At 59.2% G+C, this 23500-nt stretch carries 23 protein-coding genes; 14 read left to right on the top strand and 9 right to left on the bottom strand.

All coding sequences use genetic code 11. The features are described 5' to 3' along the window. Positions 1-229 precede the first annotated feature (229 nt). Positions 230-2431 carry a phosphoenolpyruvate--protein phosphotransferase gene (gene ptsP, locus QB905_RS08305; protein ID WP_282975600.1) on the top strand — a complete coding sequence of 734 codons (2202 nt, stop codon included), beginning with the start codon at positions 230-232 and terminating at the stop codon, positions 2429-2431. 91 nt (positions 2432-2522) lie between these two features. Beyond that, complete coding sequence (locus QB905_RS08300; protein WP_282974300.1) at positions 2523-4643, top strand: protein-disulfide reductase DsbD family protein; 2121 nt, start codon at positions 2523-2525, stop codon at positions 4641-4643. A gap of 415 nt (positions 4644-5058) precedes the next feature. On the opposite strand, the gene QB905_RS08295 is transcribed toward QB905_RS08300, so the two are convergent. After that, positions 5059-5613 carry a hypothetical protein gene (locus QB905_RS08295; protein ID WP_282974298.1) on the bottom strand — a complete coding sequence of 185 codons (555 nt, stop codon included), beginning with the start codon at positions 5611-5613 and terminating at the stop codon, positions 5059-5061. A 173-nt stretch (positions 5614-5786) separates the two neighbouring features. Further along, the gene (locus tag QB905_RS08290) at positions 5787-5960 is read right to left on the bottom strand and encodes a hypothetical protein (RefSeq protein ID WP_282974296.1); all 174 of its coding nucleotides are present in this window, start codon (positions 5958-5960) and stop codon (positions 5787-5789) included. Positions 5961-6141: 181 nt separating this feature from the next. Here QB905_RS08290 and hisS point away from each other — a divergent pair, with 181 nt between their 5' ends. Beyond that, positions 6142-7620, top strand: a complete 1479-nt coding sequence (hisS, locus tag QB905_RS08285; protein ID WP_282974294.1) for a histidine--tRNA ligase — start codon at positions 6142-6144, stop codon at positions 7618-7620. A gap of 458 nt (positions 7621-8078) precedes the next feature. Continuing rightward, a complete protein-coding gene (locus QB905_RS08280) occupies positions 8079-10220 on the top strand; it encodes a M13 family metallopeptidase (protein ID WP_282974292.1) in 2142 nt (713 codons plus the stop codon). Positions 10221-10229: 9 nt separating this feature from the next. Here the strand turns inward: QB905_RS08280 and QB905_RS08275 are convergent, their stop codons facing one another. Together QB905_RS08275 and QB905_RS08270 are read right to left on the bottom strand one after the other, a co-directional pair. Next, positions 10230-10496, bottom strand: coding sequence for a hypothetical protein (locus QB905_RS08275; RefSeq protein ID WP_282974290.1), 267 nt, complete (start codon positions 10494-10496; stop codon positions 10230-10232). After that, positions 10480-10692, bottom strand: coding sequence for a hypothetical protein (locus QB905_RS08270; protein ID WP_282974289.1), 213 nt, complete (start codon positions 10690-10692; stop codon positions 10480-10482). Before QB905_RS08270 ends, QB905_RS08275 begins: the two co-directional genes overlap by 17 nt. A gap of 268 nt (positions 10693-10960) precedes the next feature. Between QB905_RS08270 and QB905_RS08265 the strand changes: the two genes are divergently transcribed. Then, positions 10961-11578 carry a TetR/AcrR family transcriptional regulator gene (locus tag QB905_RS08265; RefSeq protein WP_282974287.1) on the top strand — a complete coding sequence of 206 codons (618 nt, stop codon included), beginning with the start codon at positions 10961-10963 and terminating at the stop codon, positions 11576-11578. Beyond that, the gene (locus QB905_RS08260) at positions 11578-12225 is read left to right on the top strand and encodes a peptidylprolyl isomerase (RefSeq protein ID WP_282974286.1); all 648 of its coding nucleotides are present in this window, start codon (positions 11578-11580) and stop codon (positions 12223-12225) included. The genes QB905_RS08265 and QB905_RS08260 overlap by 1 nt, the downstream gene beginning before the upstream one ends. A gap of 1 nt (position 12226) precedes the next feature. Here QB905_RS08260 and QB905_RS08255 read toward each other — a convergent pair whose 3' ends face one another. After that, entirely contained in the window at positions 12227-12901 is a 675-nt protein-coding gene (locus QB905_RS08255; RefSeq protein WP_282974285.1) for a hypothetical protein, read from the bottom strand. Positions 12902-13207: 306 nt separating this feature from the next. On the opposite strand from QB905_RS08255, the gene QB905_RS08250 reads away from it, so the two are divergent. From QB905_RS08250 to QB905_RS08240, 3 genes are all read left to right on the top strand, one after another. Next, positions 13208-13933, top strand: coding sequence for an EF-hand domain-containing protein (locus tag QB905_RS08250; RefSeq protein WP_282974283.1), 726 nt, complete (start codon positions 13208-13210; stop codon positions 13931-13933). A gap of 97 nt (positions 13934-14030) precedes the next feature. Beyond that, positions 14031-14789 carry a prephenate dehydrogenase/arogenate dehydrogenase family protein gene (locus tag QB905_RS08245; protein ID WP_282974282.1) on the top strand — a complete coding sequence of 253 codons (759 nt, stop codon included), beginning with the start codon at positions 14031-14033 and terminating at the stop codon, positions 14787-14789. A gap of 55 nt (positions 14790-14844) precedes the next feature. Next, positions 14845-15222, top strand: coding sequence for a hypothetical protein (locus QB905_RS08240; RefSeq protein WP_282974281.1), 378 nt, complete (start codon positions 14845-14847; stop codon positions 15220-15222). A 43-nt stretch (positions 15223-15265) separates the two neighbouring features. On the opposite strand, the gene QB905_RS08235 is transcribed toward QB905_RS08240, so the two are convergent. Together QB905_RS08235 and QB905_RS08230 are read right to left on the bottom strand one after the other, a co-directional pair. Then, positions 15266-15979, bottom strand: a complete 714-nt coding sequence (locus tag QB905_RS08235; protein WP_282974279.1) for a peptidylprolyl isomerase — start codon at positions 15977-15979, stop codon at positions 15266-15268. 179 nt (positions 15980-16158) lie between these two features. Beyond that, positions 16159-17994 carry a cation:proton antiporter domain-containing protein gene (locus QB905_RS08230; RefSeq protein ID WP_282974277.1) on the bottom strand — a complete coding sequence of 612 codons (1836 nt, stop codon included), beginning with the start codon at positions 17992-17994 and terminating at the stop codon, positions 16159-16161. Positions 17995-18169: 175 nt separating this feature from the next. On the opposite strand from QB905_RS08230, the gene QB905_RS08225 reads away from it, so the two are divergent. The 4 genes from QB905_RS08225 (at position 18170) to QB905_RS08210 (ending at position 20740) form a co-directional block, all read left to right on the top strand. Beyond that, a complete protein-coding gene (locus QB905_RS08225) occupies positions 18170-18541 on the top strand; it encodes an endonuclease domain-containing protein (protein WP_282974275.1) in 372 nt (123 codons plus the stop codon). A gap of 494 nt (positions 18542-19035) precedes the next feature. Continuing rightward, positions 19036-19236, top strand: a complete 201-nt coding sequence (locus QB905_RS08220) for a BrnA antitoxin family protein (RefSeq protein WP_282974274.1) — start codon at positions 19036-19038, stop codon at positions 19234-19236. Positions 19237-19391: 155 nt separating this feature from the next. Then, positions 19392-20468 (top strand): hypothetical protein, encoded by a 1077-nt coding sequence (locus QB905_RS08215; protein WP_282974272.1) that lies wholly within the window; start codon positions 19392-19394, stop codon positions 20466-20468. Further along, complete coding sequence (locus QB905_RS08210) at positions 20465-20740, top strand: hypothetical protein (RefSeq protein ID WP_282974271.1); 276 nt, start codon at positions 20465-20467, stop codon at positions 20738-20740. The genes QB905_RS08215 and QB905_RS08210 overlap by 4 nt, the downstream gene beginning before the upstream one ends. Before the next feature lie 144 nt (positions 20741-20884). Here QB905_RS08210 and groL read toward each other — a convergent pair whose 3' ends face one another. Both groL and groES read right to left on the bottom strand, forming a co-directional pair. Next, positions 20885-22540, bottom strand: a complete 1656-nt coding sequence (groL, locus tag QB905_RS08205) for a chaperonin GroEL (protein ID WP_282974270.1) — start codon at positions 22538-22540, stop codon at positions 20885-20887. A gap of 48 nt (positions 22541-22588) precedes the next feature. Next, on the bottom strand, positions 22589-22879 hold the full coding sequence (gene groES, locus QB905_RS08200) for a co-chaperone GroES (protein WP_282974269.1): 291 nt from the start codon (positions 22877-22879) through the stop codon (positions 22589-22591). A 349-nt stretch (positions 22880-23228) separates the two neighbouring features. Here groES and QB905_RS08195 point away from each other — a divergent pair, with 349 nt between their 5' ends. Next, positions 23229-23372 carry a hypothetical protein gene (locus QB905_RS08195; RefSeq protein WP_282974267.1) on the top strand — a complete coding sequence of 48 codons (144 nt, stop codon included), beginning with the start codon at positions 23229-23231 and terminating at the stop codon, positions 23370-23372. The last annotated feature ends 128 nt before the right edge of the window (positions 23373-23500 follow it).

Below are 23500 nucleotides of genomic sequence, written 5' to 3'. Positions count from 1 at the left end.
TAATAACCCCATCGTGACTTGCATAAGCCCGTGCCTTGCGACTAGACACCGGCGTCAAAGCAACACACTCTAAGCGGCGCGCGCGTCCTCTCAAGCAGGGCGAGGGCGAAAAAGGGGGAAACCATTGGTCAAGGCAGGCTCGGTGACGGGACAAACTCCGACAGGCACGAAACCGTTCGGTTTCGCCGTTCGCGGCCAGCGCGGCCTGCTGCGCCAGATCCGCGAGACGATGGAGGAGGGCCAGTCGGCTCAGGCCCGCCTCGATACGGTGGTGCGCATCATCGCCTCGTCTATGGTGGCCGAGGTCTGCTCGATCTACCTGCGCCGCACCTCCGAAGAACTGGAACTGTTCGCCACCGAAGGTCTGAATGCCGACGCCGTCCACAAGACGCGGATGCGGCTGTCCGAAGGTCTGGTCGGCGAGGTGGCGCGGCTGGGCCAGCCGCTCAATCTGATGGACGCGCCCAGCCATCCCAGCTTTTCTTATCGGCCTGAAACCGGCGAAGACCCGTTTAAATCCTTCCTCGGCGTGCCATTGTTGCGCGGCGGCCGCACCATCGGCGTGCTGGTCGTGCAGAATATGGCGGCGCGCAAATACGAGGACGAGGAGGTCGAAGACCTCCAGATCATCGCTATGGTGCTGGCCGAAATCGTCACGGCGGGCGAACTGGTCGGCCTTGAGGAACTGAAGGACATCGAGCTGGCACCCACCGGCTCGGAGCGGCTGAAAGGCTCGGTCTTCGCCGACGGCCTGACGCTCGGCGTCGTGGTGCTGCATGAGGTGCCGGTCACACCCGAACACCTGCTCAGTGACGACGCCGCCGCCGAAGAGGTGCGTCTGCTCGGCGCCATTGACAAGCTGCGTGAGCAGATCGACCAGATGTTCGAGGGCCAGCATGGCCTGGCCGGGCCCACCTTCGATGTGCTGGAAACCTACCGCATGTTCGCCCATGACCGCGGCTGGACGCGCAATCTGGTTGAGGCGGTGCGCAACGGTCTGACCGCCGAAGCCGCCGTCGAGCGCGTGCGTAACGAACAGCGCGCCCGTCTCAACAATGCGCGCGACGCCTATATGCGCGAACGCCTGCACGATCTCGAAGACCTGGCCAACCGCCTGCTGCGCGTGCTGGCGGGCAAGAATACGGCGCGGCGTTCCATCCCGGACAACGCCATTCTGGTGGCGCGTGACTTAGGCCCTGCCGATCTTTTGGAATATGACCGCGAGCGGCTGAAGGGCATATTGCTCGAAGAAGGCTCGGCCTCCAACCATGCTGCCATCGTGGCGCGCGCCCTGCAAATTCCGTGTGTCGGGCGGCTGCAAAATCTGCGCGACCGCGTATCCCAGGGCGATACGGTCATTGTCGATGGCGAAACCGGCGAAGCTTATCTGCGCCCGCGTCCTGACATCATCGACGCGACGGCGGCCCGCATGGATGTGCGCGCCCAGCGCCGCGCCGAATTCGTCAAGATCAAGGATCAGGCCGCCATCACCAAGGACGGCCAGCGCATCACCCTGCTGATGAATGCCGGTCTGGAATTCGACATCGAGATCATGAACGAGACGGGAGCGGAAGGCATCGGCCTGTTCCGCACCGAATTCCAGTTCATGGTGTCGGACGACCTGCCGCGCCTCAACCGCCAGACCGAACTTTACAAACGCATCATGGACGGGGCGGGCGAACGTCCGGTCACCTTCCGCACGCTCGATCTGGGCGGCGATAAAATCCTGCCCTATATGGAGATGGAGCGCGAGGAAAACCCGGCGCTTGGCTGGCGCGCCATCCGCATGGGTCTGGATCGTCCGGCCCTGCTGCGCATGCAGTTGCGCGCCCTGATCACGGCGGCGGCGGGCCGCGAACTGCGCATCATGTTCCCGATGGTGGCCTCGATCGACGAGTTCCGTCAGGCGCGCGAAATGGTCGATATTGAAATGGCCTGGGCCAAAAGGCGCGGGCGTCCCCTGCCGGGTCTGCTGCGCGTCGGGGCCATGATCGAATGCCCGTCGCTTTTGTTCCATCTCGATGCTTTGTTGCCGCTGGTCGATTTCGCTTCGGTTGGCACCAATGACCTGACCCAGTATCTGTTTGCGGCGGATCGCACCAATCCCAAGATGACCGACCGCTACAATCCTCTGTCGCCGCCGATGCTGCGCGCCCTGTCGGCCATCCAGAAGGCGGCGGAGGAATCGGGCACGCCGGTATCGGTGTGCGGTGAAATCGCCGGACGCCCGCTCGAAGCCTTTGTGTTGATCGCGCTCGGTTTCAACCGCCTGTCCATGCCGCCAGCAGGCCTCGGCCAGGTCAAGCGCATGATTCTGGGCCTCGACCGCGACAATGCCCGCAAGTCGATTGAAAAGCTGATGAGTTCATCCAATGGCAGCCTGCGCAATGAGATTCTCAGTTTAGCGCGCAAGCTCGATCTCGATCTGTAGGGTCGCGCGCCAAAAAACAAATACGCGAAATAACTTGTCACCAAATGCCGCTTGGGTTCGTATAGAGCCACAGGCAATGATGAGGTGACGTGTGCGGATCGCGGCGGGTTTTAAAGTTCTTCTGACGTTTTTCGCGCTTTTGCTGGTATCGGCCTTGCCGGCGCAGGCGGCGGATGGCCAGTCGGCCCATATCAAGGCCCGCCTGATCGCCGCCTCGGCCACGGTGCCGCAGGATGGCGAAGTGACCATCGGCCTCGATTACACCGCCGCCAGGGGCTGGCACACCTACTGGATCAATCCGGGCGATACCGGACTGGCCCCCACCTTTCACTGGAACCTGCCCGACGGGGTGACGGTGGACGCCATCCAGTGGCCGACGCCGGAAAAACTGCCCGCCTTCGGTCTGATGTCTTACGGTTATGAAGGCCAGACCACGCTTTTGATGCACGTCCATAATGCCTCACAGCTCAAGAGCGGCGATACCCTGCCGCTCAAGGCCCATATCGATTTTCTCGTCTGTTCGGATGTCTGTGTGCCGGAAAGCCTCGATGTGGCGCTCGATCTCAAGGTGGGAGCGATTTCGCCGGGGCCGGATGCCGGGGCGCTGGTCGATGCACAAAAACGCCTGCCGCAAACCGCCGCTCAGCCGGGACGCATCGCTCTTCAAAATGGCACGGTCGAACTGGGCTTCACCGACCGCTACGATCCGCATTTCGATGATCCGCGCGGCGCTTATTTCTTCCCTTTGCAGTCGGGTGTGGTCAGCGCGCCCGATGCCCAGACGCCCGATGTCGGCGGCGATGGCTTTGCCCTGCGCGTCAAGGCGGCGGGGCCTGATCTGCCGCCGGGCGATCTGAGCGGCGTGCTGAAATTCGCCGATGGCACGGCCTATACCGTCAGTCTGCAACGCGGCCCGCTGCTGCCGGGAATGCACGGCCTGGGCGCGCCGGTGGCCACCGCCCCCGCCGCCTCGCTGACCGGTGTGTTGCTGGCCATGCTGGCGGCCTTTACCGGCGGGCTGATTCTCAATCTGATGCCGTGCGTTTTTCCCGTTTTGTCGATGAAGCTGCTCAGCCTGTCGCGGGCGCATCACGATACGCGGCTGGCGCGCTCTGAGGCGCTGGTCTATGGCGCGGGGGCGGTGTTGAGCTTCGTGGCGCTGGCGGGCATACTGATCGGTGCACGCGCCTTGGGGGCTTCGCTGGGCTGGGGCTTTCAATTGCAGTCGCCCTATGTCACCGCCGCCCTGAGCCTGATCATGTTGCTGGTGGCGCTCAATATGTCGGGTCTGTTTGAGATCGGCAGTTCGTTACAGGGTTTGGCCGGGAATCTCGGTGGCAGTTTGGGCGGCGCGGGCCTGAACACACAGAACCGCCCGCGCCTGTCGGCCTTCCTGACCGGTGTACTGGCCGTGGTGGTGGCAGCACCCTGCACCGCGCCCTTCATGGCCACAGCCATCGGCGTGGCGCTGGCGCAGGGCGGGCTGGTCGCCCTGGCCATCTTCGTGGCTCTGGGGGTGGGTTTCGCCCTGCCTTTCGTAGCGCTGACCTTCCTGATCGCCTATGTGCCGGGCGTGGCGAAAGCCCTGCCACGGCCCGGAAAATGGATGGATCGCCTCAAGCACGGCCTGTCGGTGCTGATGTATCTGGCCGCTCTGTGGCTGGTCTGGGTCTTCGCCCAGCAGGTCGAGATCGGCGGGCTGGTGCTGCTCGGTCTGGCGATGGCGCTGGTGATCATTGCCGTTTTGCGCCTGCATCTGCCGTCCTGGGTCAGGCCGGTGGTGCTGGTGGCGGGGATCGTGCTCGGCCTGTTTGCCGCCAGCCTGCCGCGTGCTGACAAGCCGGACGCCGTGCCGACGGGTCTTCTGGCACATCAGAATTTTGATGTGGGGACTCTGGCCGCCCTGCGCAGTCAGGGCAAGCCGGTGCTGGTCGATCTGACGGCGGCCTGGTGCGTGACGTGCAAGGTCAATGAACGGCTGGTTCTGTCAACGCCCGCGTTTCAAAAGGCGCTGAAGGATACGGGCACGGTCTATATGGTCGGTGACTGGACCAATCAGGACGCCGAAATCTCGCACTATTTAAGCCTGTATGGCCGATCCGGCGTGCCACTCTATGTCTATTACGGTGCGCATCAGGCCGCGCCGGTCGTGCTGCCGCAAATCCTGCACACGCCGGATGTGGTACGGGTGATCGAGGACGGTGCGACGTAGGGAATTGGCCACAAAAAATACGAAAATAGCTAAAGTCTGGAGTGGGGTGATTTTATCTAAAGCAACGAGCGTTTAATTTGACTTACAAATTGAATGCGAGATGCGGGAAAACGTAAAATGTAGAGCGGGTTGCATTCCTTTCAACGATTCAATCAGAATGCAAACCGCTCTAGAATCGCTTTCGTCCCCCTCTCCCCACTTGTGGGGAGAGGACGGGAGCCAAGCGCAGCGAAGGGGACCGGGTGAGGGGCAGTCTTGGTGTACCTGCCAAGCCCCTCATCCGGCCCTCGTTACACTCAGGCCACCGTCTCCCCTTTTTAAGGGGAGAAGGGAAGGTCGGGCACCACAAACCTTTGCCATCAGGCTCAATACTTTTCGTGTTTTCGTGCCTTTCGTGGCCCAAAACCCGGCTTGTCTAAGCGTCCTTGCCAAACTCGGCCACGCAGTCGAGGCCGGAAGCGACGGTTTCGGGCGTGACGATGACGGCGATATTGTCGCGCAGCAACAGATCCATATTGGTCAGGGCCTGACCAAGCGCGGCATCCGTTTTGGCGGCTTCGATGTCATTGATCTTGTTGATCAGGTCGCGCGAAACGCCCAGCATGATACATTTCAGGTCATTGTCGGTGCCGCGCATCTTCAGGTCGTTATGGCCCTTCAGATCACCCGCCGACAGGTTGCGGATGGCCTTGGCATAGACCGTAAAACGCTCGCTTTTCAGCAAGGTCAGGCTGGGCTTGAGATTGAAGCTCTTGGTTTCGGCGCGCAACTGGCGGGCGTCATTGACGAGGCCGCCGTAAAAGGGCTCGTGCGATATTTTGCTGGTCGCCGCAGGGGGGGCTGCACTGGCGGGCGGCGCAGGCGCATCGGCCACGCGCACCATCACCGCCGAGCAACCGGGCGAAGCTGGCATCGCGTGAACGGGCGCGGTTGCGCTCAACACCAGGGCCACGACAACCGAACAATCCATAGCCTGCGCTCCTTGCTGACGAATCGGAGCGTATTGTGCAGATTTTCGGCGGGAATGGGTTAACGCCCGCGTATACAGCCCGTAAAACAGGCGGCCAGAGGAAAAATAGCCCATCCCTTATCGGCCTGACCGGATAGTTCAGGTCTGGCTTTGTGGTGTCAGGACTTCAGGCGTCAGTAATGCACCTGGGTCGGCTGGCCGCCTGGGTGGCAGGGAATACCGGCGGGGCACTGATCCGAATGGAAATTGGTGGCAACCCAGACAATAACAGCCGCAGCCAGGGCCACGATGACGATGGCCACAACAAAATGCGAAAAATTTTCCGCGGCATGAGAATGCTTGCTCATAGTTTATCCTCCTCATCAGGGAGCTTGATGATAACACCGTTTTGCCACAATTAACAGAGTGTTCGCGCATTATTTTGACACACTCGTCAGAAAAAGGGATTGCGCCATGATATATGTAGCGACGGGCGTCGTTATCCACACGAGGCTTGTAAGCCGCGCCGCCTTGGTTTAATCGCCGCACATGAGCGAAAATGTCCCCCCCGCCCCCGATACCTTCCGCCCCGAAGCGCGCAGCCCGCGTGGCTTTGCCGACAAGCGCAGCCAGCAGATCGCCATCGAGCGCCGGCTGATCAGCACCGTGTCGAAAGTCTATGAAGACTTCGGCTTCGAGGCCCTGCAAACCCCGGCTTTTGAATATGCCGATGCGCTGGGCAAATTTCTGCCCGATTCCGACCGGCCCAATGTCGGCGTGTTCGCGCTTCAGGACGATGACGAGCAGTGGATGGCCCTGCGTTATGACCTGACGGCACCGCTGGCGCGCTTTGCGGCGCAAAACTGGGAAACCCTGCCCAAGCCGTTTCGCCGCTATGCTTACGGCTCCGTCTTTCGCAATGAAAAGCCGGGGCCGGGGCGTTTGCGTGAATTCATGCAGTGCGACGCCGATATTGTCGGCTCCGACCGCCCTGAGGCCGACGCCGAAATGATCGCCCTGGCCGTGGCCGGGTTCAAGGCGCTGGATGTGCCGGTGCGCCTGCGCGTCAATAACCGCAAACTGCTCAATGGTCTGCTGACCAGTCTGGGCGTGAGCGATCCGGGCCAGCAACTGGGCGTTTTGCGCGCCATCGACAAGATGGATCGCTTCGGCCCTGAAGGCGTGGCGCTGTTGCTGGGCGCGGGTCGCAAGGATGACAGCGGCGACTATACCAAGGGTGCCAACCTGCCCGAAGCCGCCATTCAGCCGGTGCTCGATTTTGTGCTGGCCGGCGGCGCCGACAGCCGCGAAGGTGTGCTGGCGCGTCTGGCCAATGTCTTGTCGGCCTCGCCGGAAGGGCAGGCGGGAGTTGAGGATCTGGGCCGTATCCATACGGCGCTGGCCGCGATGGGCGTGGCCGAAGACGCGGCTGTCTTTGATCCCGGCATTGTGCGCGGGCTTGAATATTATACAGGGCCTGTGTTTGAGGCCGAACTTCTGCTCGAAACGCGCGATGAAAAAGGCCAGCCGGTCGCCTTCGGTTCGGTGGGCGGCGGCGGGCGTTATGATGATCTGGTGGCGCGCTTCACCGGCCAGTCCGTGCCGGCCACCGGCTTTTCGTTCGGCGTGTCGCGTCTGGCGGCGGCTTTGGCGCTGACCGACCACAAGGCCGAAAAACTGCGCGGCCCCGTGGTCATCATCAACTTCTCCGAAGCCGATATGGGCGAATATTTCAAGCTGGCCGCCGAAATCCGCGCCGCCGGTATTCCCGCCGAAGTCTATCTTGGCCGCTCCGGCATGAAGGCGCAGATGAAATACGCCGATCGCCGGCTGTCGCCGGCTGTCGCTATGATCGGTGAGGACGAGCTGAAATCTGGTAGCGTTACCATAAAAGACCTCGATTTGGGCCGGGATTTAGCGTTGCAAATTAGTGACAATAAGGCCTGGCGAGAAGGGCGGCCCGGACAGGTTAATTTGCCGCGTGCCGAAGCCATTAACCACTTGAAATCCATCATAGAAAGCAATTGACAGCGCTGTCAAATTTGACCCCACCTCACAGCATTCTTGTTGAGGCTGAAACCGGTTTGTTGAAGGTGCGAAATAATTTTGACGCAGTGATGGAAAATGAGTTGACACCCGCGCCGAAAAGCTGTTTTTACGGCTCCAAGAGAACGGAACTTCCCCGGTTAAGAGGAAGTCAGTTCCCGGCGTTTCGGGGAGGAAACGCTCACTTAAAATAAAATCAAAAACCCGCTGGATGAGATCATCTCCAGCGGGTTTTTTTATGCTCTGATCCGGCCATTTGTCTGATAATTTCTACACCGGTGTCAAATCACAGGTGGCCGCAAAAAAAACGACATCAGCCTGTTATTTTGTAGCGCAACCGTTGCGTATTTTGCTGGCCCGTCTCTAAATACCGTCATGATACGCTTGGCACCTACCGGCTCATCATCCTCAGATATTGTCCGATCACAAAAGGATATTCCATGCGCAGTCTCCGCAACACGCTTTTAAGCTCGGTTATGCTCACCCTGCCGCTGATGGCAGGCCTGCCGGTTCAGGCTGAGGTGGTGTCGCATGACGTGCCCCAGCCCTATGCCGCGCACAGCCTGATGGCCGATCTGACCGCCGGTGGCCCGGACGGCGGCACGGACGCCGCTCAGATGGCCGAGCTTGGCAAGTCCTATGGGCCGTGGGGCTTTAACGTCGGAGGCATGGATACTTCGATAAGGCCGGGCAATGACTTCTACCTCTATGCCAATGGCAAGGCGCTCAAAGCGATGGTGATCCCCGGCGATCAGCCCGGCTATGGCAGCTTCAACAAGCTGGCCGATCTGTCGGAACTGCGCGAAAAGCTGCTGGTCACCGGCCTGGCGGCGCGCAGCGATCTGAGCGGCGAAGACCTGAAAATCGCTGACCTGTATCGCAGCGCCATGAATACCGATCTGAGAAATCAGCTCGACGCCAAACCTTTGCAGCCGGAACTCCATGCCATAGCGGCGATCACCGACAAGACGCAGATGGCCGCCTATATGGGCTCGACCGCCGGACGCTTCGGCTCGGCCCTGTTCGGCCTGTCGGTCTATGACGACGCCAAGCGCCCCGGATTCTATGCCCTGCAAATCGGTCAGGCGGGCCTGGGCCTGCCCAATCGTGACTATTACCTCACGGCCACCTATGCCGATAAGCTGAAGGCCTATGAGGTCTATATTACCGACATGCTGACCATGAGCGGCTATCCTGATCCGGCGGCATCGGCGCATCAGATCGTCGATTTCGAAACGCAGATTGCCAAGGTGAGCTGGACGCTGGATCAGCGCCGCGATGACACCAAGACCTATAATCCGATGGCTTTGAACGATCTCAATACCTATGCGCCCGGTTTTGGCTGGGACGCCTTCTTCAAGGGGGCGGGTGTCGCCCGTGCGCAAAAGGTGATCGTGGCCGAAAACACGGCCTTCCCGAAGATCGCCGCCATCTTCGCCGCCACGCCGCTCGATACGCTGAAAGCCTGGGAAGCCTTCCATACGGTTGATCAGGCCTCGGCCTATCTGTCGGATCGCTTCTATAACCGCCGCTTCGCCTTCCGTTCGCAGGATCTGTATGGCGTCAAGGAACAGCGCCCCCTATGGAAGCGCGCCGTCGGCACGGTCGATGACAATATGCCCGAAGTGCTGGGCAAGGCCTATGCCGCGCAATATTTCCCGCCGCAGTCCAAGGCGACGATGGTGGCGCTGGTCAATGACCTCTTGGCGGCCATGAAGATTCGCCTGCAAAACGTCACCTGGATGACCCCGGCCACCAAGGAAAAGGCGCTGGAAAAACTGTCGAAATTCGGCGTACGCATCGGCTATCCCGATCACTGGCGCGATTACAGCGCGCTTGTGATCAAGCCGGACGATCTCTATGGCAATATCGAGCGCTCCTCGGCCTTTGAATGGGCGCACCGCGTCTCGCAGATTGACGGCCCGATCGACCCGGATGACTGGGGCATGTACCCCCAAACGGTCAATGCCGAATATTCACCGACGCGCAACGAGGTCATCTTCCCGGCGGCCATATTGCAACCGCCCTTCTTCGATCCGAAGGCCGATATGGCGGTCAATTATGGCGGCATTGGCGCGGTGATCGGCCATGAAATCACCCACGGCTTCGATGATGAGGGCCGTCACTATGACGGTAACGGTGCTCTGGTCGATTGGTGGACGCCGGAAGATTCGGCGAAGTTCGAGGCCCAGACCAAGGCGCTGGCTGCGCAGTTCGATCAGTATGAGCCGGTGCCGGGCGTTCACGTCAAGGGCGACCAGACGATGGGCGAGAATATCGCCGATCTCGGCGGATTGCTGGTGTCTTACGATGCCTACCATATCGCGCTGAAGGGGCAGACCCCACCTGAAATCGACGGCTTCTCCGGCGACCAGCGCTTCTATCTTGGCTTTGCCCAGATATGGCAGTCGAAATACCAGCCCGACTATATGAAATATCTGGTGGCCGCCGATGTCCATTCGCCGACCCATTTCCGCGCCGACGGGGCCACGCGCAATGTCGATGCCTGGTATAAGGCCTTTGATGTCCAACCGGGTGACGCCTATTATGTGGCACCCGATAAGCGCGTGCGCATCTGGTAGAAGCGACGGTTACTGTTTGCGCTTCTGCCATGTGCGGGTGGCTGCGATCAGGATGCCCGCCAGTTTGAGCGCCAGAGCGATGATCAGCAGGGCGGCAATGCCCGTACCCGTGCCGCCATGCAGCAGATCGGGCAGGGCCAGCGGCGCTTCGCCTGATGGCGCGGGCGCGAACAGAACCACGCCGAGAACGCTGGTCAATGTGGCCAGCAGCAGGAAAGCGCCTGCTGCCACCAGCCAGCGGCTTTTGATGCGCACGCGCTTATCGGGGCTGGACATGATCAAGCCTCATGGCTGCGCGCACCTTGCCGCCTGTGCTGGCGCCATCGGTGGGGTGATAATGCAAAAAGGCGGGCAGGTCATTGCCGACGGCGGCGCTGTTCAGGCTGGCGGGATTTTGCGCAAAACCGGCAACGGCGAACAGGCAGCCGGTCAGGGCCAGAGCGCTGACCAGTGTATAGATAAAACCCTTCACGGTGGTTATCCTTTGCAAATTGGGTGGCAAGGGAGCCGGGGCGAAAACGGATTGCGCCGCCTTCGCCCCTTTTCACCCCCGCGCCCCCCGATGGCCGACTGGCCGCCCGAGCTTAAGCGAGAAGCCATGCGACGCCTGAGTGTGAAATCAGCGCTTCATAATCGAGGCGAACGATGGTATGAACGCTGTTCACAATTACGATGTAGCGCATAATTGAACGCCGTTCAATACAAAAGTGAACTCTGTTCAAAATTATTTTGAGGATATGATGGTCAAGCCCCCCAGCCAAAGCACGACCGACCGCCGTCAGGCGCAACTGGAAGCCCTGATTAGCGCCGCTGAAACGCGCATCTGCGCCGAGGGCGTGGCCAGCCTGAAGGCGCGCGATCTGGCCGCCGATCTCGGCATTGCATTGGGCGGGCTTTACAACATCGTCGCCGACATGGACGATCTGATGCTGCGGGTCAATTCGCGTACCCTGTCGCGCCTTGGCGCGGCGGCGGCTGAGGCCAGCGATCACCTGCCGATGACCACGCCCGCGCAAGCCCTGCAAAGGCTGGGTCAGGTGGCCCGAACCTATCTCGTTTTTGCGCGTGAAAATCTGCGGCTATGGCGGATGCTGTTTGAAACCCATGTGCGCTCAGTGGTGCCGGAATGGGCCAATGAGGATCAGCTACGGCTGTTTCGCCATATTGCCGAGCCTCTGGCCGTTCTCATGCCGGATCTGCCCGCCGAGGCCCTCAGCGTGCGGGCGCGCACCCTGTTTGCCGCCGTGCATGGCGTGATCAGTCTGGGGCTGGAAGAACGCCTGATCGCCGTACCGCTGAGCCAGTTGGAAAGCGAGATCGACTGGCTGATCCGCGCCGCCTGCCAGCAGGGGGCGTGATGAACCGGCGGTTTTGGGCCTTGGCGGGGCTCGTTTTGTTGCTGGCCGCCTGTTCGAAACCGGCGTCAAAAGCGCCGCCGCCGCCCGCACCGCCGCCGAAGCGGCTGGCCATCGGCCTTGATGTGCCGCCCGACCGCGTGCGCGTGGAGATCGATACCTCGGACGGGCCGATCGTGCTCGAACTGGACGGCAAGGATGCGCCGATCACCACGGCCAATTTCCTGCACTATGTTGACCGCCACAAGCTTGATGGCGGCAGTTTTTATCGCGCCGTGTCCGCGGGCCAGGCCGGTTTCATCCAGTTCAACAGCGGCGACCGCACTTTTCCGCCGATCCCGCACGAGCCGACCAGCCAGACCCATTTGTCGCATACCGACGGCACAGTCTCGACCGCGCGCTATGCCGTCGGCACGGCGTCGAACGAATTTACCATCTGTGTCGGCGACATGACCTATCTCGATGCCGGCGGCAATGCCACGCCCGATCATCAGGGCTATGCCGCCTTCGGCCATGTGGTGTCGGGCATGGCGGTGGTGAAGCAAATCCTGCACGCGCCGCGTTCGAAAGCCAAGCCCGCGCCCGGTGACTGGCCTGACGAAATCCTGGCCAGACCGGTCACCATCCTGTCCGCCCACCGCCTGTCATAAATCAGGCGTCGATGGAGGTGATCATCGAAGCGGCGGTCATCCCGGAAGCGGCTGTGCTGGAATAGCTTTGCACGGCCTGGATGAATTGCTGCATCAGGCTGGCCAGGCTGTCTGACGCGCCGGAAGCTGTGCTGCCGCTGCCTGACGTGCTGCTCGAAGACAGGGCATCCAGCAAGGAGGTGTCCTGCGTCGATGATGCACCCTGGACGCCGCCCATGCCACTGGTGGTTCCACCGGCGGCCATCTGCTGATCGAAGCTGGTTTTTTCAGCCGCCGAAACCGAGCCGTCGCCATTGGTGTCCATGCTGGCGAAAAGTGTATCGGCCAGCGAGGCGGGGCTGGCGCTGAGGCTGGATGTGCCGTCACTACCAGATGGCATATGCATATGGTGATGGCCGTGATGATGGCCGCCACCGATACTGCTCAAGGTCGATGAAGCCGATGTGGAGGCTTGCGACTGCATCGCCGTCAGGCCCTCGAGGATTTTCGAAGACAGGGCGCTGATGAAATAGTCGGGGTTTTCGCTGAAGGTGGAAGCGGTGGTGGCCGTGGTCGCGGTCGTGGTCGCGGAAGATGCCGCCGAACTGTCTGAACTGCCCGATGTCGCGCTCAGACTTGACTGCACCTGCGCCAGCAACTGGCTGAGGCTGGGGCTCGCCGAACTGCTGATTTGCATGAGACTCTCCTTGCTGGAACCCGAAATCTGTTCGCGGGCAATAGCATGGAAAATAATTCAAGTTAATAGTGTGTTAACTTAATAAATATTTCAGCAATGCAACCAAAATAACAAAATTAAATCTATGTTTTGGAATGAATGTTAGATCAATATATCCATGATTACATAAAAGCAAGCAAAATTTACTCAGGGAAATATTGACCGGGCAAGAATTTCCTGCCTGTCAAGCCTCTTGCCGATCCGGCCCGCCACCGCTAAGTTGCGCGCAATTCCATGATGGCCCTTCCCTGTCCGAAAGATCCGCCTATGCGCTTTTCGTCGATTTCGTTTTCCGTCGCCCTGCTGGGCCTGACCGCCGTGCCCGCCTTCACCGCCCTGCCGGCCACCGCGCAGGCCTATCTCGATGTCATGAACCTGAATGTGTTCTTTTCGCCCTCCGGCCAGCCGTTTCGCGCAAGCGCGGGCAAGCCCTATCCGGTGATGGAATGGTTCAATGCCGCCGATACCAATCATGACGGCAAGATCAGTCAAGATGAATTCGTCACCGACGCGCAGAACTTCTTCGCCGAACTGGATGTCAATCATGACGGCTATATTTCCAGCCCGGAAAACAGCCGCTATGAAAGCATCATCGCACCGGAAATCCAGCACGTCGATCCGCGTATCCAGCAGCCGAAGGTGCTGCATCACGACTATGATCCCGACATGGACACCAGCCAGGACGACAGCCCCAATGGCGGCAAGTATGTCAAGCAGATCCTGGGCGCTTCGCAATACAGCCTGATTGACGAGCCGCAGCCGATCCGTGCCGCCGACGCCGATTTCGACTTCCGCGTTTCTGCCGAGGAATGGCTGACCGCCACCCATCAGCGTTTTGCTATTCTGGATCGCAATCACGATGGCTTCATCACACCTGACGAACTGGCCAAGACACCGGCGCAGGTGGCGCTGGAACTGGCCGCCGCTGATAAGAGCCATGACGACAAGAGGCGCGACGACAAGGGCAAGAAAAAGCATTCCGGCTGGTGGTAGATAGGGTCGGTCAGGGCCGGGCGGTATTTGCGCCTCGCCACCACGCCTAATTCGTGGTACGGGCGGGCTTTGATTTTGCTGACGGAAATGACAGAGCGTGTTCAAAAAAGTCCACAGACTGGGCCTGTTCGGTTTAGGTGCCTTCGGTCGCCTGATCGTCCGGCACCTGTCGCCCTATTTCGACATCTACGCCCATGATCCGTCGCCGGAAGCGCGCAAATTCGCCAGCCGCCATAATGTGACACTCGTCAGCCTCGAAGAGGCGGCGGCCTGTCCTTACGTGGTGCTGGCCACGCCGATCCGCACCTTAAAGGCGCTGGCCGAAGCGATTGCGCCGCATGTTGCGCCGCGCGCCCTGATCATTGATGTCGGTTCGGTCAAGATGAAGCCGGCGCGCTGGCTGCTCGACGCCATGCCGGCGGACGCCTCCATCCTGTGTACCCATCCGCTTTTCGGGCCGCAATCGGCGCGCAAGGGCATCCACGATCTCGAAATCGTCGTCTGTCCGGTGCGCGTGCGCCATCTGGCCAGCATTATTCGCTTTTTCGAGAAGACGCTCGATCTCAAGGTGTCGCTGGCCACGCCGGAGGAGCACGACCGCGCCCTGGCCGCCGTGCAGGGCTTAACCCACCTGATCGCCAAGGTGTTGAGCGGGCTGGAACCTTTGCCCACCGTCCATACTACGCGCTCCTACGACCTGATGATGCAGGGCGTAGGCCTGGTGCAGGGCGATTCCGACGAGCTGTTCCTGTCGATTGAGCGCGATAATCCGTTCGCCAGCGAGGTGCGCAAGCGCTTCTTCGCCGAGATCGATTCGTTACGCACCCGTCTGGAAGCGCACGATAGCGAGAAGTAGGTGGTGTCAAGTTTAGTTAAATTAGCGTTTAAGTATTCTGCGAATGGAGAGTTTAATGTCACAAATTAAAAATCGCGCACAAATATGCCTCAACACCATTGAATCTATTATTTCAAGCAAATCCGTAGATCAATATCTAATCGGATGGACATCTCTTCCTTGCGGCACAAAAGCTGATCAATATCGAAGGCACGGATTTGAACACCTTGTCGTTTTATCTGATAAATTAAATCACAAAACTGCTCTGGATTTAGAAGAGTATTTGCAAAGATCTACCATGCTTCTCAACGATCCGGAAAATATTCTATGTAACAAATACCATGCAGAAAAGAAAGCCAGAGGCAGAACCTACCGTAGTGATGGCGGAACGTTGAAAGACAAGCTAGACAAGCAATTTTCAGTATATATTGTATGGTGGGGCAAGTCTGAATAATAGAAACTGCTAAAGTGGCCTATTTTCTTATGAAGTAATTTATTTATGCCGACGCCGATGTCGCGCCCGTATCCGGCGTCTCGGACACGCGCCTGGCCGAGATGATCTTGACCGGATGCAGCAGCATCTGACCGGCCCAGCCGCCCTGCGGCGGGGTTTTCGGATCGATCTTGCCGTGCAATATGCTTTTCACCACATCCATGCCCTTGATGACGTGGCCGAAGGCGGCATAACCCAGCTTGTCCGTCGAGCCGGAGCGGCCTGCATCCATATAGGTATTGTCGCCGACACAGATGACGAAATCGGCCGTAGCCGTGCCCGGCGCGAAGCGTGACATCGAGATCGCGCCATTGGTGTGCGACAGACCGGTCTGGCTGGTCGGTTCATGGGCGATGGGCGGGAAGGTGGGGCCAAGCGCCGTGCCCTGAATAAAGCCCGACGGGCCGGAATCGGCGGCGCGCCAGAAGTCGGCCCCGTTCAGCTTGCCGGAATCGACATATTTCAGGAAATTGCCGGTGGTGATCGGCGCCTTCTTGTTTTCCAGCCTGATCACAATCTCGCCCTTATCGGTCATCAAACTGACCGTGACGGTTTCCGGCGGTGGAGGGGGCGGCGGAGGTGGCGGTGGTGGTGGAGGCGGCGCGGGCGGCGGCGCGGCCTTTTTCGAACAGGCGGCGACGGAGGCGGCCACCAGGGCCAGACCTGCGGCCAGTCCCGTGGCCAGAACACCGCGTCGATTATTGGTCGGTTGCGTCACGCTGTACTCCTGATCTGCTTGGCCTAGAGCAACGAGCGTTTAATTTGACTTACAAATTGAATGCGAGATGCGGAAAGACGTAAAATGTAGAGCGGGTTGCATTCCTTTGACCGATTCAATCAGAATGCAGACCGCTCTAGGGGTAGAAAAACCACGCGCGCTTGGCAAGCCTTAATCGTTCACGCCTCACCCTTCAGCGGGTGACCATGCAAACTGGCCGCCTGACCGCCGCGCACGCCGAACTGGCGGCGGAAGACATCGCGCTGTTCGTGGACGCTGGCCAGAACCAGTCCCATCGGCACGCCCAGATCGATCAGCGTGTTTTCGGCCAGTTGCAGCGAGGCCTCGATGGTTTCGGGCACGGCGTCGGTGGCCCCCAGCCGGTAGAGCTGATAGGCATGACCGGCATCGCGGGCGCGGGCGATAATATGCACGTCGTCGCGCAAACCGCGCACGGTGCGCACCACATCCTCGGTGAAGGCCGCGTTCGATACGGTCACCACCACGGCGCGGGCGCGTTCCAGCCCGACGCGCATCAGAAATTCCGGCATGGCGGCATTGCCATACCAGGCCTCGACGCCGCGCATCCGCGCCCGCCGTGTGACCTTGGGGTTGAAATCGATGACGGTGAAGGGGATGTCGTGGGCGCGCAGCATGTCGGTCACCAGTTCGCCGACGCGGCCAAAACCGATCACCAGCACGCGCGCATCGGCGCTGACCACGTCGGGCGCCTCACTGGGCGCGGCTTCGCGCGGGCCTGCCATGCGGGCGGTGAGGCGCGACGCCAGCCCGGCCAGCACCGGCACGCAAAACAAAGACAAGGTGGCCGACAGGATGATGGCCTGGCCGAAGCTGGCCGGGATGACGTGGCGGCCAATGGCTTCATCAATGATGACATAGGCGAATTCGCCTGCGGGCCCCAGCACCGCCGCTGTCTCAATAGCGCTGCGCGTCGTCAGGCCGAACAGTTTGGCCAGCGGGAATACGACCAGTGCCTTGAGCACGATCAGCCCCGCCGCCAGCCCCAGCACCAGTTCCGGGCGGGCCATGACCGCGCCGAAATCGAGCCGGGCCCCCACAGTGACGAAAAACAGGCCGAGCAGCAGGCCCTTGAACGGATCGATCATCACCTCGATCTCGCGGCGATATTCGGTTTCGGCCAGCAGCACCCCCGCCACGAAGGCGCCCAGCCCCATCGGCAGGCCGGTCATCACCGCCACCTGTCCGGCCAGCAGGATCACCAGCAAACAGGCGGCCATGAACAGTTCGCGGCTTTTGGTGCGCGCCACCGATTTGAACAGGGGCCGCAACAGCCAGCGCCCGCCGCCCACCAGCAGGCCCATGCCGATCAGGGCCGGAATCAGCGCCAGCAGACCCTGCACCCCCACCTGGCCGTTATCGGACGCGCCGGTCAGGATCACCACGGTGACCATGATCGGCGCCACGCTCAGATCCTGCGCCAGCAGGACGGCAAAGACGCTGCGCCCGGAGGCGGTGGCCAGCGCCTTGCGGTCGGCCAGCACGGGGATGACGACGGCGGTGGACGACAGCGCCAGCGCCATGCCGAGCAGGATGGCCCCCACCAGACTGCGGCCCATCATGAAAAACACCACGGCCAGCACAGCCGTTGACAGCACCAGTTGCAAAGCCCCCAGCCCGAACACCAGCCGCCGCATCGATTTTAAGCGCTCAAAGGTCAGCTCTAACCCGATGGAAAACAGCAGGAACACCACGCCCAGCTCGGCGAAACGATGCACGGCGTGGGTGCGGATCATCGAAAAGGCGTCGAGCCCCGGCAGAAAGTGACTGAGGCGGCCCAGGGCATCGGGCCCCATCAGCACGCCGACCAGCAAAAAGCCCAGTACGCTCGACACCTTGAAGCGCTGGGCCAGCGGCACGATCAGCGCCGAGGCCAGCAGGAACACGATGATGAAGACGTAATAATCCTGCGCCGCGCTGTGGATCACCTGCGTGGCCATATTGGTCAGTTTTTCGGCCTGGGTGGCGGTGGTCATGCGGCACAACCTCTTTTCAGAAGGGCCTAAATCTATACGGGCGGGGCCGCGCTGCGTGAAGGGGCTAATTGCATCTTTATCAGAAACCGTTACCGTCTATACCTCCCCATCTTTGATGGAGAGCGGGACCGACGCGCTCTTGCGCGTTGGTGGTGGGGTGTCTTACTTTCAGGCCATGACCGCAACACCGAAGCGAAAAATCGCGCTCGCCCGTCAGATGCGCAAAACCCTGACCGGCCCGGAATGGCTGCTCTGGGAAAGGCTGAAGCTGCGTCTTGATGATGGCCTCATCTTCAAACGCCAGCACGCTTTCGGCCCCTATATTCTCGACTTTTACTGCTTCCGCGCGCGACTGGTGATTGAGGTCGATGGCGCAGTGCATAGCGCACCGGAACAGGCGCAAAAGGACGCCGTGCGTGAGGCTTATCTGAGGGCAAATGGCTTGCAGGTTTATCGCCTGCCCGCACCAGAGGTCTATCGTGATCCTGAGGGCGCGGCGGATGGCATACGGTTGCTGGCGGCGGAACTGGCGACGCAGCGCAAGTAAGAGATTCAACGCTTCTTATACCTCCCCACCTATGGTGGGGAGGGGGACCGCGCCGCTCTTGCGGCGTGGTGGTGGGGTGTCTTGCTTAAATATGTCTGGATTGATCAGCAGGCCTTGACCGGCATTCCCGCAAACGGCTCCTGCCATAAGGCAGAAAGCCAGAAACCCCACCACCATTCGCTGCGCGGAACTTCGTTCGCTTCGCTCATGGTCCCATGACTTGAAAAACGATTCACTGGATCGTTTTTCGGCGTCAAACCCCGACAAGTCGGGGAGGTATAAGGAAGGGGGTATCCATACTATTTATACCTCCCCATCTTCGATGGGGAGGGGGACCGCGCCGCCCTTGCGGCGTGGTGGTGGGGTTTCTTGCTTAAAAGGTCGGAATCGATCAGCAGGTTCTGGCCGATATTTCCGAAAACGGCTCCTGCCATAGGGAAGAAAGCCAGAAACCCCACCACCATTCGCTGCGCGGAACTTCGTTCGCTGCGCTTATGGTCCCCCTCCCCAGCAAGCTGGGGAGGTATAAGAAAGGCGCGCGCCGAGGGATGCTGTACAGACCGGTCAAGCAGCCGTTATCGCTGCGCCTCGATGCCGACGTGGTGGCCCGGTTCAAGGATGCCGGTGACGGCTATCAGACGCGCATCAACCGCGCCCTGCGGGAATATGTGGAGAACCATAGTAAGCGGGCGTGAATATTTTCACATTTGATGTGCCATAAACGAAATCCCCGGATGATTGACTTTCTTAATATCATTAACACAATCCTTACGAGTGAGCGGTCTGTTTTCACCGATGGTCAATTTATTCTCTTGCGTGGAAAGTCGGGCTGATTCAAAGTGCAGATGAAATGACAAGAGATCAAAAAATTACGATGAACGGGGAACCTGACGACATCCAGCTAAAGTTTGATGGTGATCCAGTAAAGCGCCTTAGGGGCGCCCCTGCTGACGCTGTGATTAACTCTCTAACTGCTCTTCAACGCATGCTGTTGATAATTGGTATGCGAGCTGAAGGTAGAGGACTTGGGCAGCGGTTGAAGGCTACCGCAAAGGTGAAGCGAGAGTACTCATTAATTTGTAAAGCTCCTAAATTTGGCAGCCATTTACAACCATTCAACATTGCTTCTCAATCAGGTCATTTTTCTCCCGCTGCTTTTTCGGCTCGTACTAAACTTTTAGCAGCGCTTAAAGCGTTTGATAGCGGTGACGGCGAGCTCGTCGCACAAGTATTGCCTGATCCCCGAGAACGATGGTTTTTGGCAAATGCTGCGAGTGGGCTAATTCCTGACGAGGACAGTGGACTAGATGTGACTGTCCGAGCTGGAAGTAGAGGGCCTTTTACCTTTAAAGCCGACCGTGCTCGAAAGATTATAAGCCATATTCGATCTGGGCCAGTTCCAGATTCCGGATCGGAGGAGGTCGTTGGCAAAGTTCAAACAATAAACTATGGGCAAACTATTTTAATATTGAAGCCTGCTCAGAGTAGGGCTGTTCGTATGGATTACCCGCTTCCATTAGAACCTATGCTTCAAGCCAATGTTAGAAAGCGTCTAAAACTTGTTGGCTATCCCAATTTTAATAACGCTGGAGATATCACGGGTTTTCGTGAACTTAGCTCAGTAGTGGAAGTTGAGCCCAGCTTAGAGCCAATATCTGAATTTCAATCGGGAAAACATAAAGTTTTTGCTTCAAGGTCTATGGCAATTTTAGTTGCCTTTGATCATGAAACTCGGCTTTTTTTGTATCAAAATCCATTGTTAGGTGTCGACGTGTTTAGCGAAAGCTATGGCCATATACGTTCAGCTATTTTAGAAGAATTAGATGTTCTTTGGCGTAACTATGCGTGCGCGTCAGATGATGAGCTTGCGCCGGATGCAATTGCATTGAAAGCTTCCTTAAACTCCTATTTCAAGGTAGGTTCATGACTAGAGAGCGCGCGGATATTGAAGCAGCGCTTTTGCGTAAAGGCTTTTATAAAGATGATAGAGACCATCATTATTATATTTATACAAACCTTGAAGGTAAGAAAACTACAAAGCGCACCAAAATGAGTCATGGTTCCAGCTATAAAACCATTGGAGACTCTCTACTGGGTCAAATGGCTAAGCAGGTCGGCCTTACTAAAGGAAAGTTTTTAGAACTGGTAGACTGTACACTGGATCAAAAGGGTTACGAAGGGATAGTCTTTCCCTCCTGATATAAAAAAGAGCGGGTCTTGCGACCCGCTCTTTCCATGTAACATGTGAGACGTTTTACAGGGCTTGGCCCGAAAAACGTCTCACGATATGGGGCCAATGGGAAAGTACACCGAGGCGAAGCCGAGGGACTTTCCCGTTGAGGACTAGAAATCCATACCGCCCATGCCGCCCATGCCGCCGCCCATGCCAGCGCCGCCGCCAGCTTGCGGAGCGTCCTTCTTGGGGGCTTCGGCCACAGCAGCTTCCGTGGTGATCAGGATGCCCGCCACCGAAGCTGCGTCTTGCAGCGCCGTGCGCACGACCTTGGCCGGGTCGATGACGCCATCGGCCACCAGATCGACGTACTTTTCGGTCTGGGCGTTGAAGCCGTAGGTGGCTGAGTCATTGGCCAGAATGGCATTGACAACCACCGAGCCTTCGACACCGGCATTTTCAGCGATTTGACGTAAGGGAGCCTGAATGGCCTTGCGCACGATGGCGATACCGGCGGTCTGGTCGGCATTGATGCCTTCCAGGCCCTTCAGCGCCAGCGAAGCCTTCAGCAGGGCCGTGCCGCCGCCCGGAACGATGCCTTCTTCAACGGCCGCGCGCGTGGCGTTGAGCGCGTCGTCAACGCGGTCCTTCTTTTCCTTGACTTCCACTTCGGTGGAGCCGCCGACGCGGATCACGGCAACGCCGCCAGCCAGCTTGGCCAGACGTTCTTGCAGCTTTTCCTTGTCGTAATCCGAGGTGGTTTCTTCGATCTGCTTCTTGATCTGGGCGACACGGGCTTCGATGTCGGCCTTTTCACCGGAACCATCCACGATGGTGGTGTTTTCCTTGGTGATGGTGACCTTCTTGGCGCGGCCCAGCATGTCGAGCGACACGGTTTCCAGCTTGATGCCGAGGTCTTCGGAGATCACTTCGCCCTTGGTGAGGACGGCGATGTCTTCCAGCATGGCCTTGCGGCGGTCGCCAAAGCCCGGTGCCTTGACGGCGGCAACGCGCAGGCCGCCACGCAGGCGGTTGACGACGAGGGTGGCCAGCGCTTCGCCTTCAACGTCTTCGGCGATGATCAAAAGCGGACGGCCCGATTGCACAACGGCTTCGAGGATCGGCAGCATGGGTTGCAGGCTGGAGATCTTCTTGTCGAACACCAGGATGTACGGGTCTTCGAGAACCGCTTCCATCTTGTCGGGGTTGGTGATGAAGTAGGGCGACAGATAGCCGCGGTCGAACTGCATACCTTCAACGACATCCAGCTCGGTTTCGGCGGTCTTGGCTTCTTCAACCGTGATGACGCCTTCATTGCCGACCTTTTCCATGGCCTTGGCAATCATTTCGCCGACTTCGACATCGCCATTGGCCGAGATGGTGCCGACCTGAGCGATTTCGCCGTTGGTGGTGACCTTCTTCGAGGCGCTCTTGATCTGCTCGACCACGACGCTGACCGCCTTGTCGATGCCGCGCTTCAGATCCATCGGGTTCATACCGGCGGCCACGGCCTTGAGGCCTTCCTGCACGATGGCCTGAGCCAGAACCGTGGCGGTGGTGGTGCCGTCACCGGCCTTGTCATTGGTCTTGGAGGCGACTTCGCGGATCATTTGCGCGCCCATGTTTTCGAACTTATCTTCCAGTTCGATTTCCTTGGCGACGGACACGCCGTCCTTGGTGGAGCGCGGCGCGCCGAACGACTTTTCGAGCACGACATTGCGGCCCTTGGGGCCCAGGGTCACTTTGACAGCATTGGCGAGGATGTTGACGCCGCGCAGCATTTTTTCGCGCGCGTCGGAACCGAACAGAACTTGTTTGGCAGCCATGATATGTATTCCTTTATGGTTGCGGAAATTTGAGGATGTGGCGCGACCTTACTTGGTCAGCACGCCCAGAACGTCGGATTCTTTCAGGATCAGCAGGTCTTCGCCGTCGATCTTGACTTCGGTGCCGCCCCACTTACCGAACAGGACGCGATCACCGGCCTTGACGTCGAGCGCAACCTGCTCGCCCTTGTCGTTACGATTGCCGGGGCCAACGGCGACAACTTCGCCTTCCTGTGGCTTTTCCTTGGCGGTATCGGGGATGATGATGCCGCCCTTGGTCTTGGCTTCTTCTTCGACGCGCTTGACCAGAACACGGTCGCCTAACGGGCGAAAGCTCATGGGATTCTCTCCGGTTGAGTTGCAATTGAGGGTGTTAGCACTCGGTTTCATCGAGTGCTAACAGCGCGCTTGAGGTAGTCCCGGCCCACGGTTGAGTCAAGGGCGGGCCGCCAAATTCTTTTCGTGGCCCTATGATGGTTTTTTTTGCAAACCAACACTGTGGCCCGGTAAATGGTGACATATTATTTACGGTTTAGTTTCATAAATAATGACAGGTTAAGTTGTGCGTTCGGGGTGGTGAGGCTTCACCCTGAAAAGCAACAAGACTGATCGGCGCGCTCCCGAATGTCTGAGCGGCACCCAGTCGCGTAAAGCCCTGCCGCCCAATCCATCTCTTGAGCTTTTTACTATGCGTCCAGCCTCACCATCGCTGAATAGCAGTTCCCGTCCGGTCACCGGCCAGACCGCCAAACAAGGCCGCGATGTGCGCAGCCTGGCCAATCTGGGCGACACGGCCTCGACCTCGCGCGTGCTTAACCTGTCGCAGATCTAGCAGATCTATCTGTCCTCGGCCAATGACAAGGCCTATCTGGCCAAGCCGTTCTTCCGCGACACCCGGCTCAATCGCGCCATCATCATCAAACATACCCTGCGCGCCAATGAGCAGGATGCGTTTGCCCG

It is taken from the genome of Asticcacaulis sp. EMRT-3 (assembly GCF_030027245.1).
Lineage (GTDB): Bacteria > Pseudomonadota > Alphaproteobacteria > Caulobacterales > Caulobacteraceae > Asticcacaulis.
This window is presented reverse-complemented; position numbering and strand designations above follow the sequence as displayed.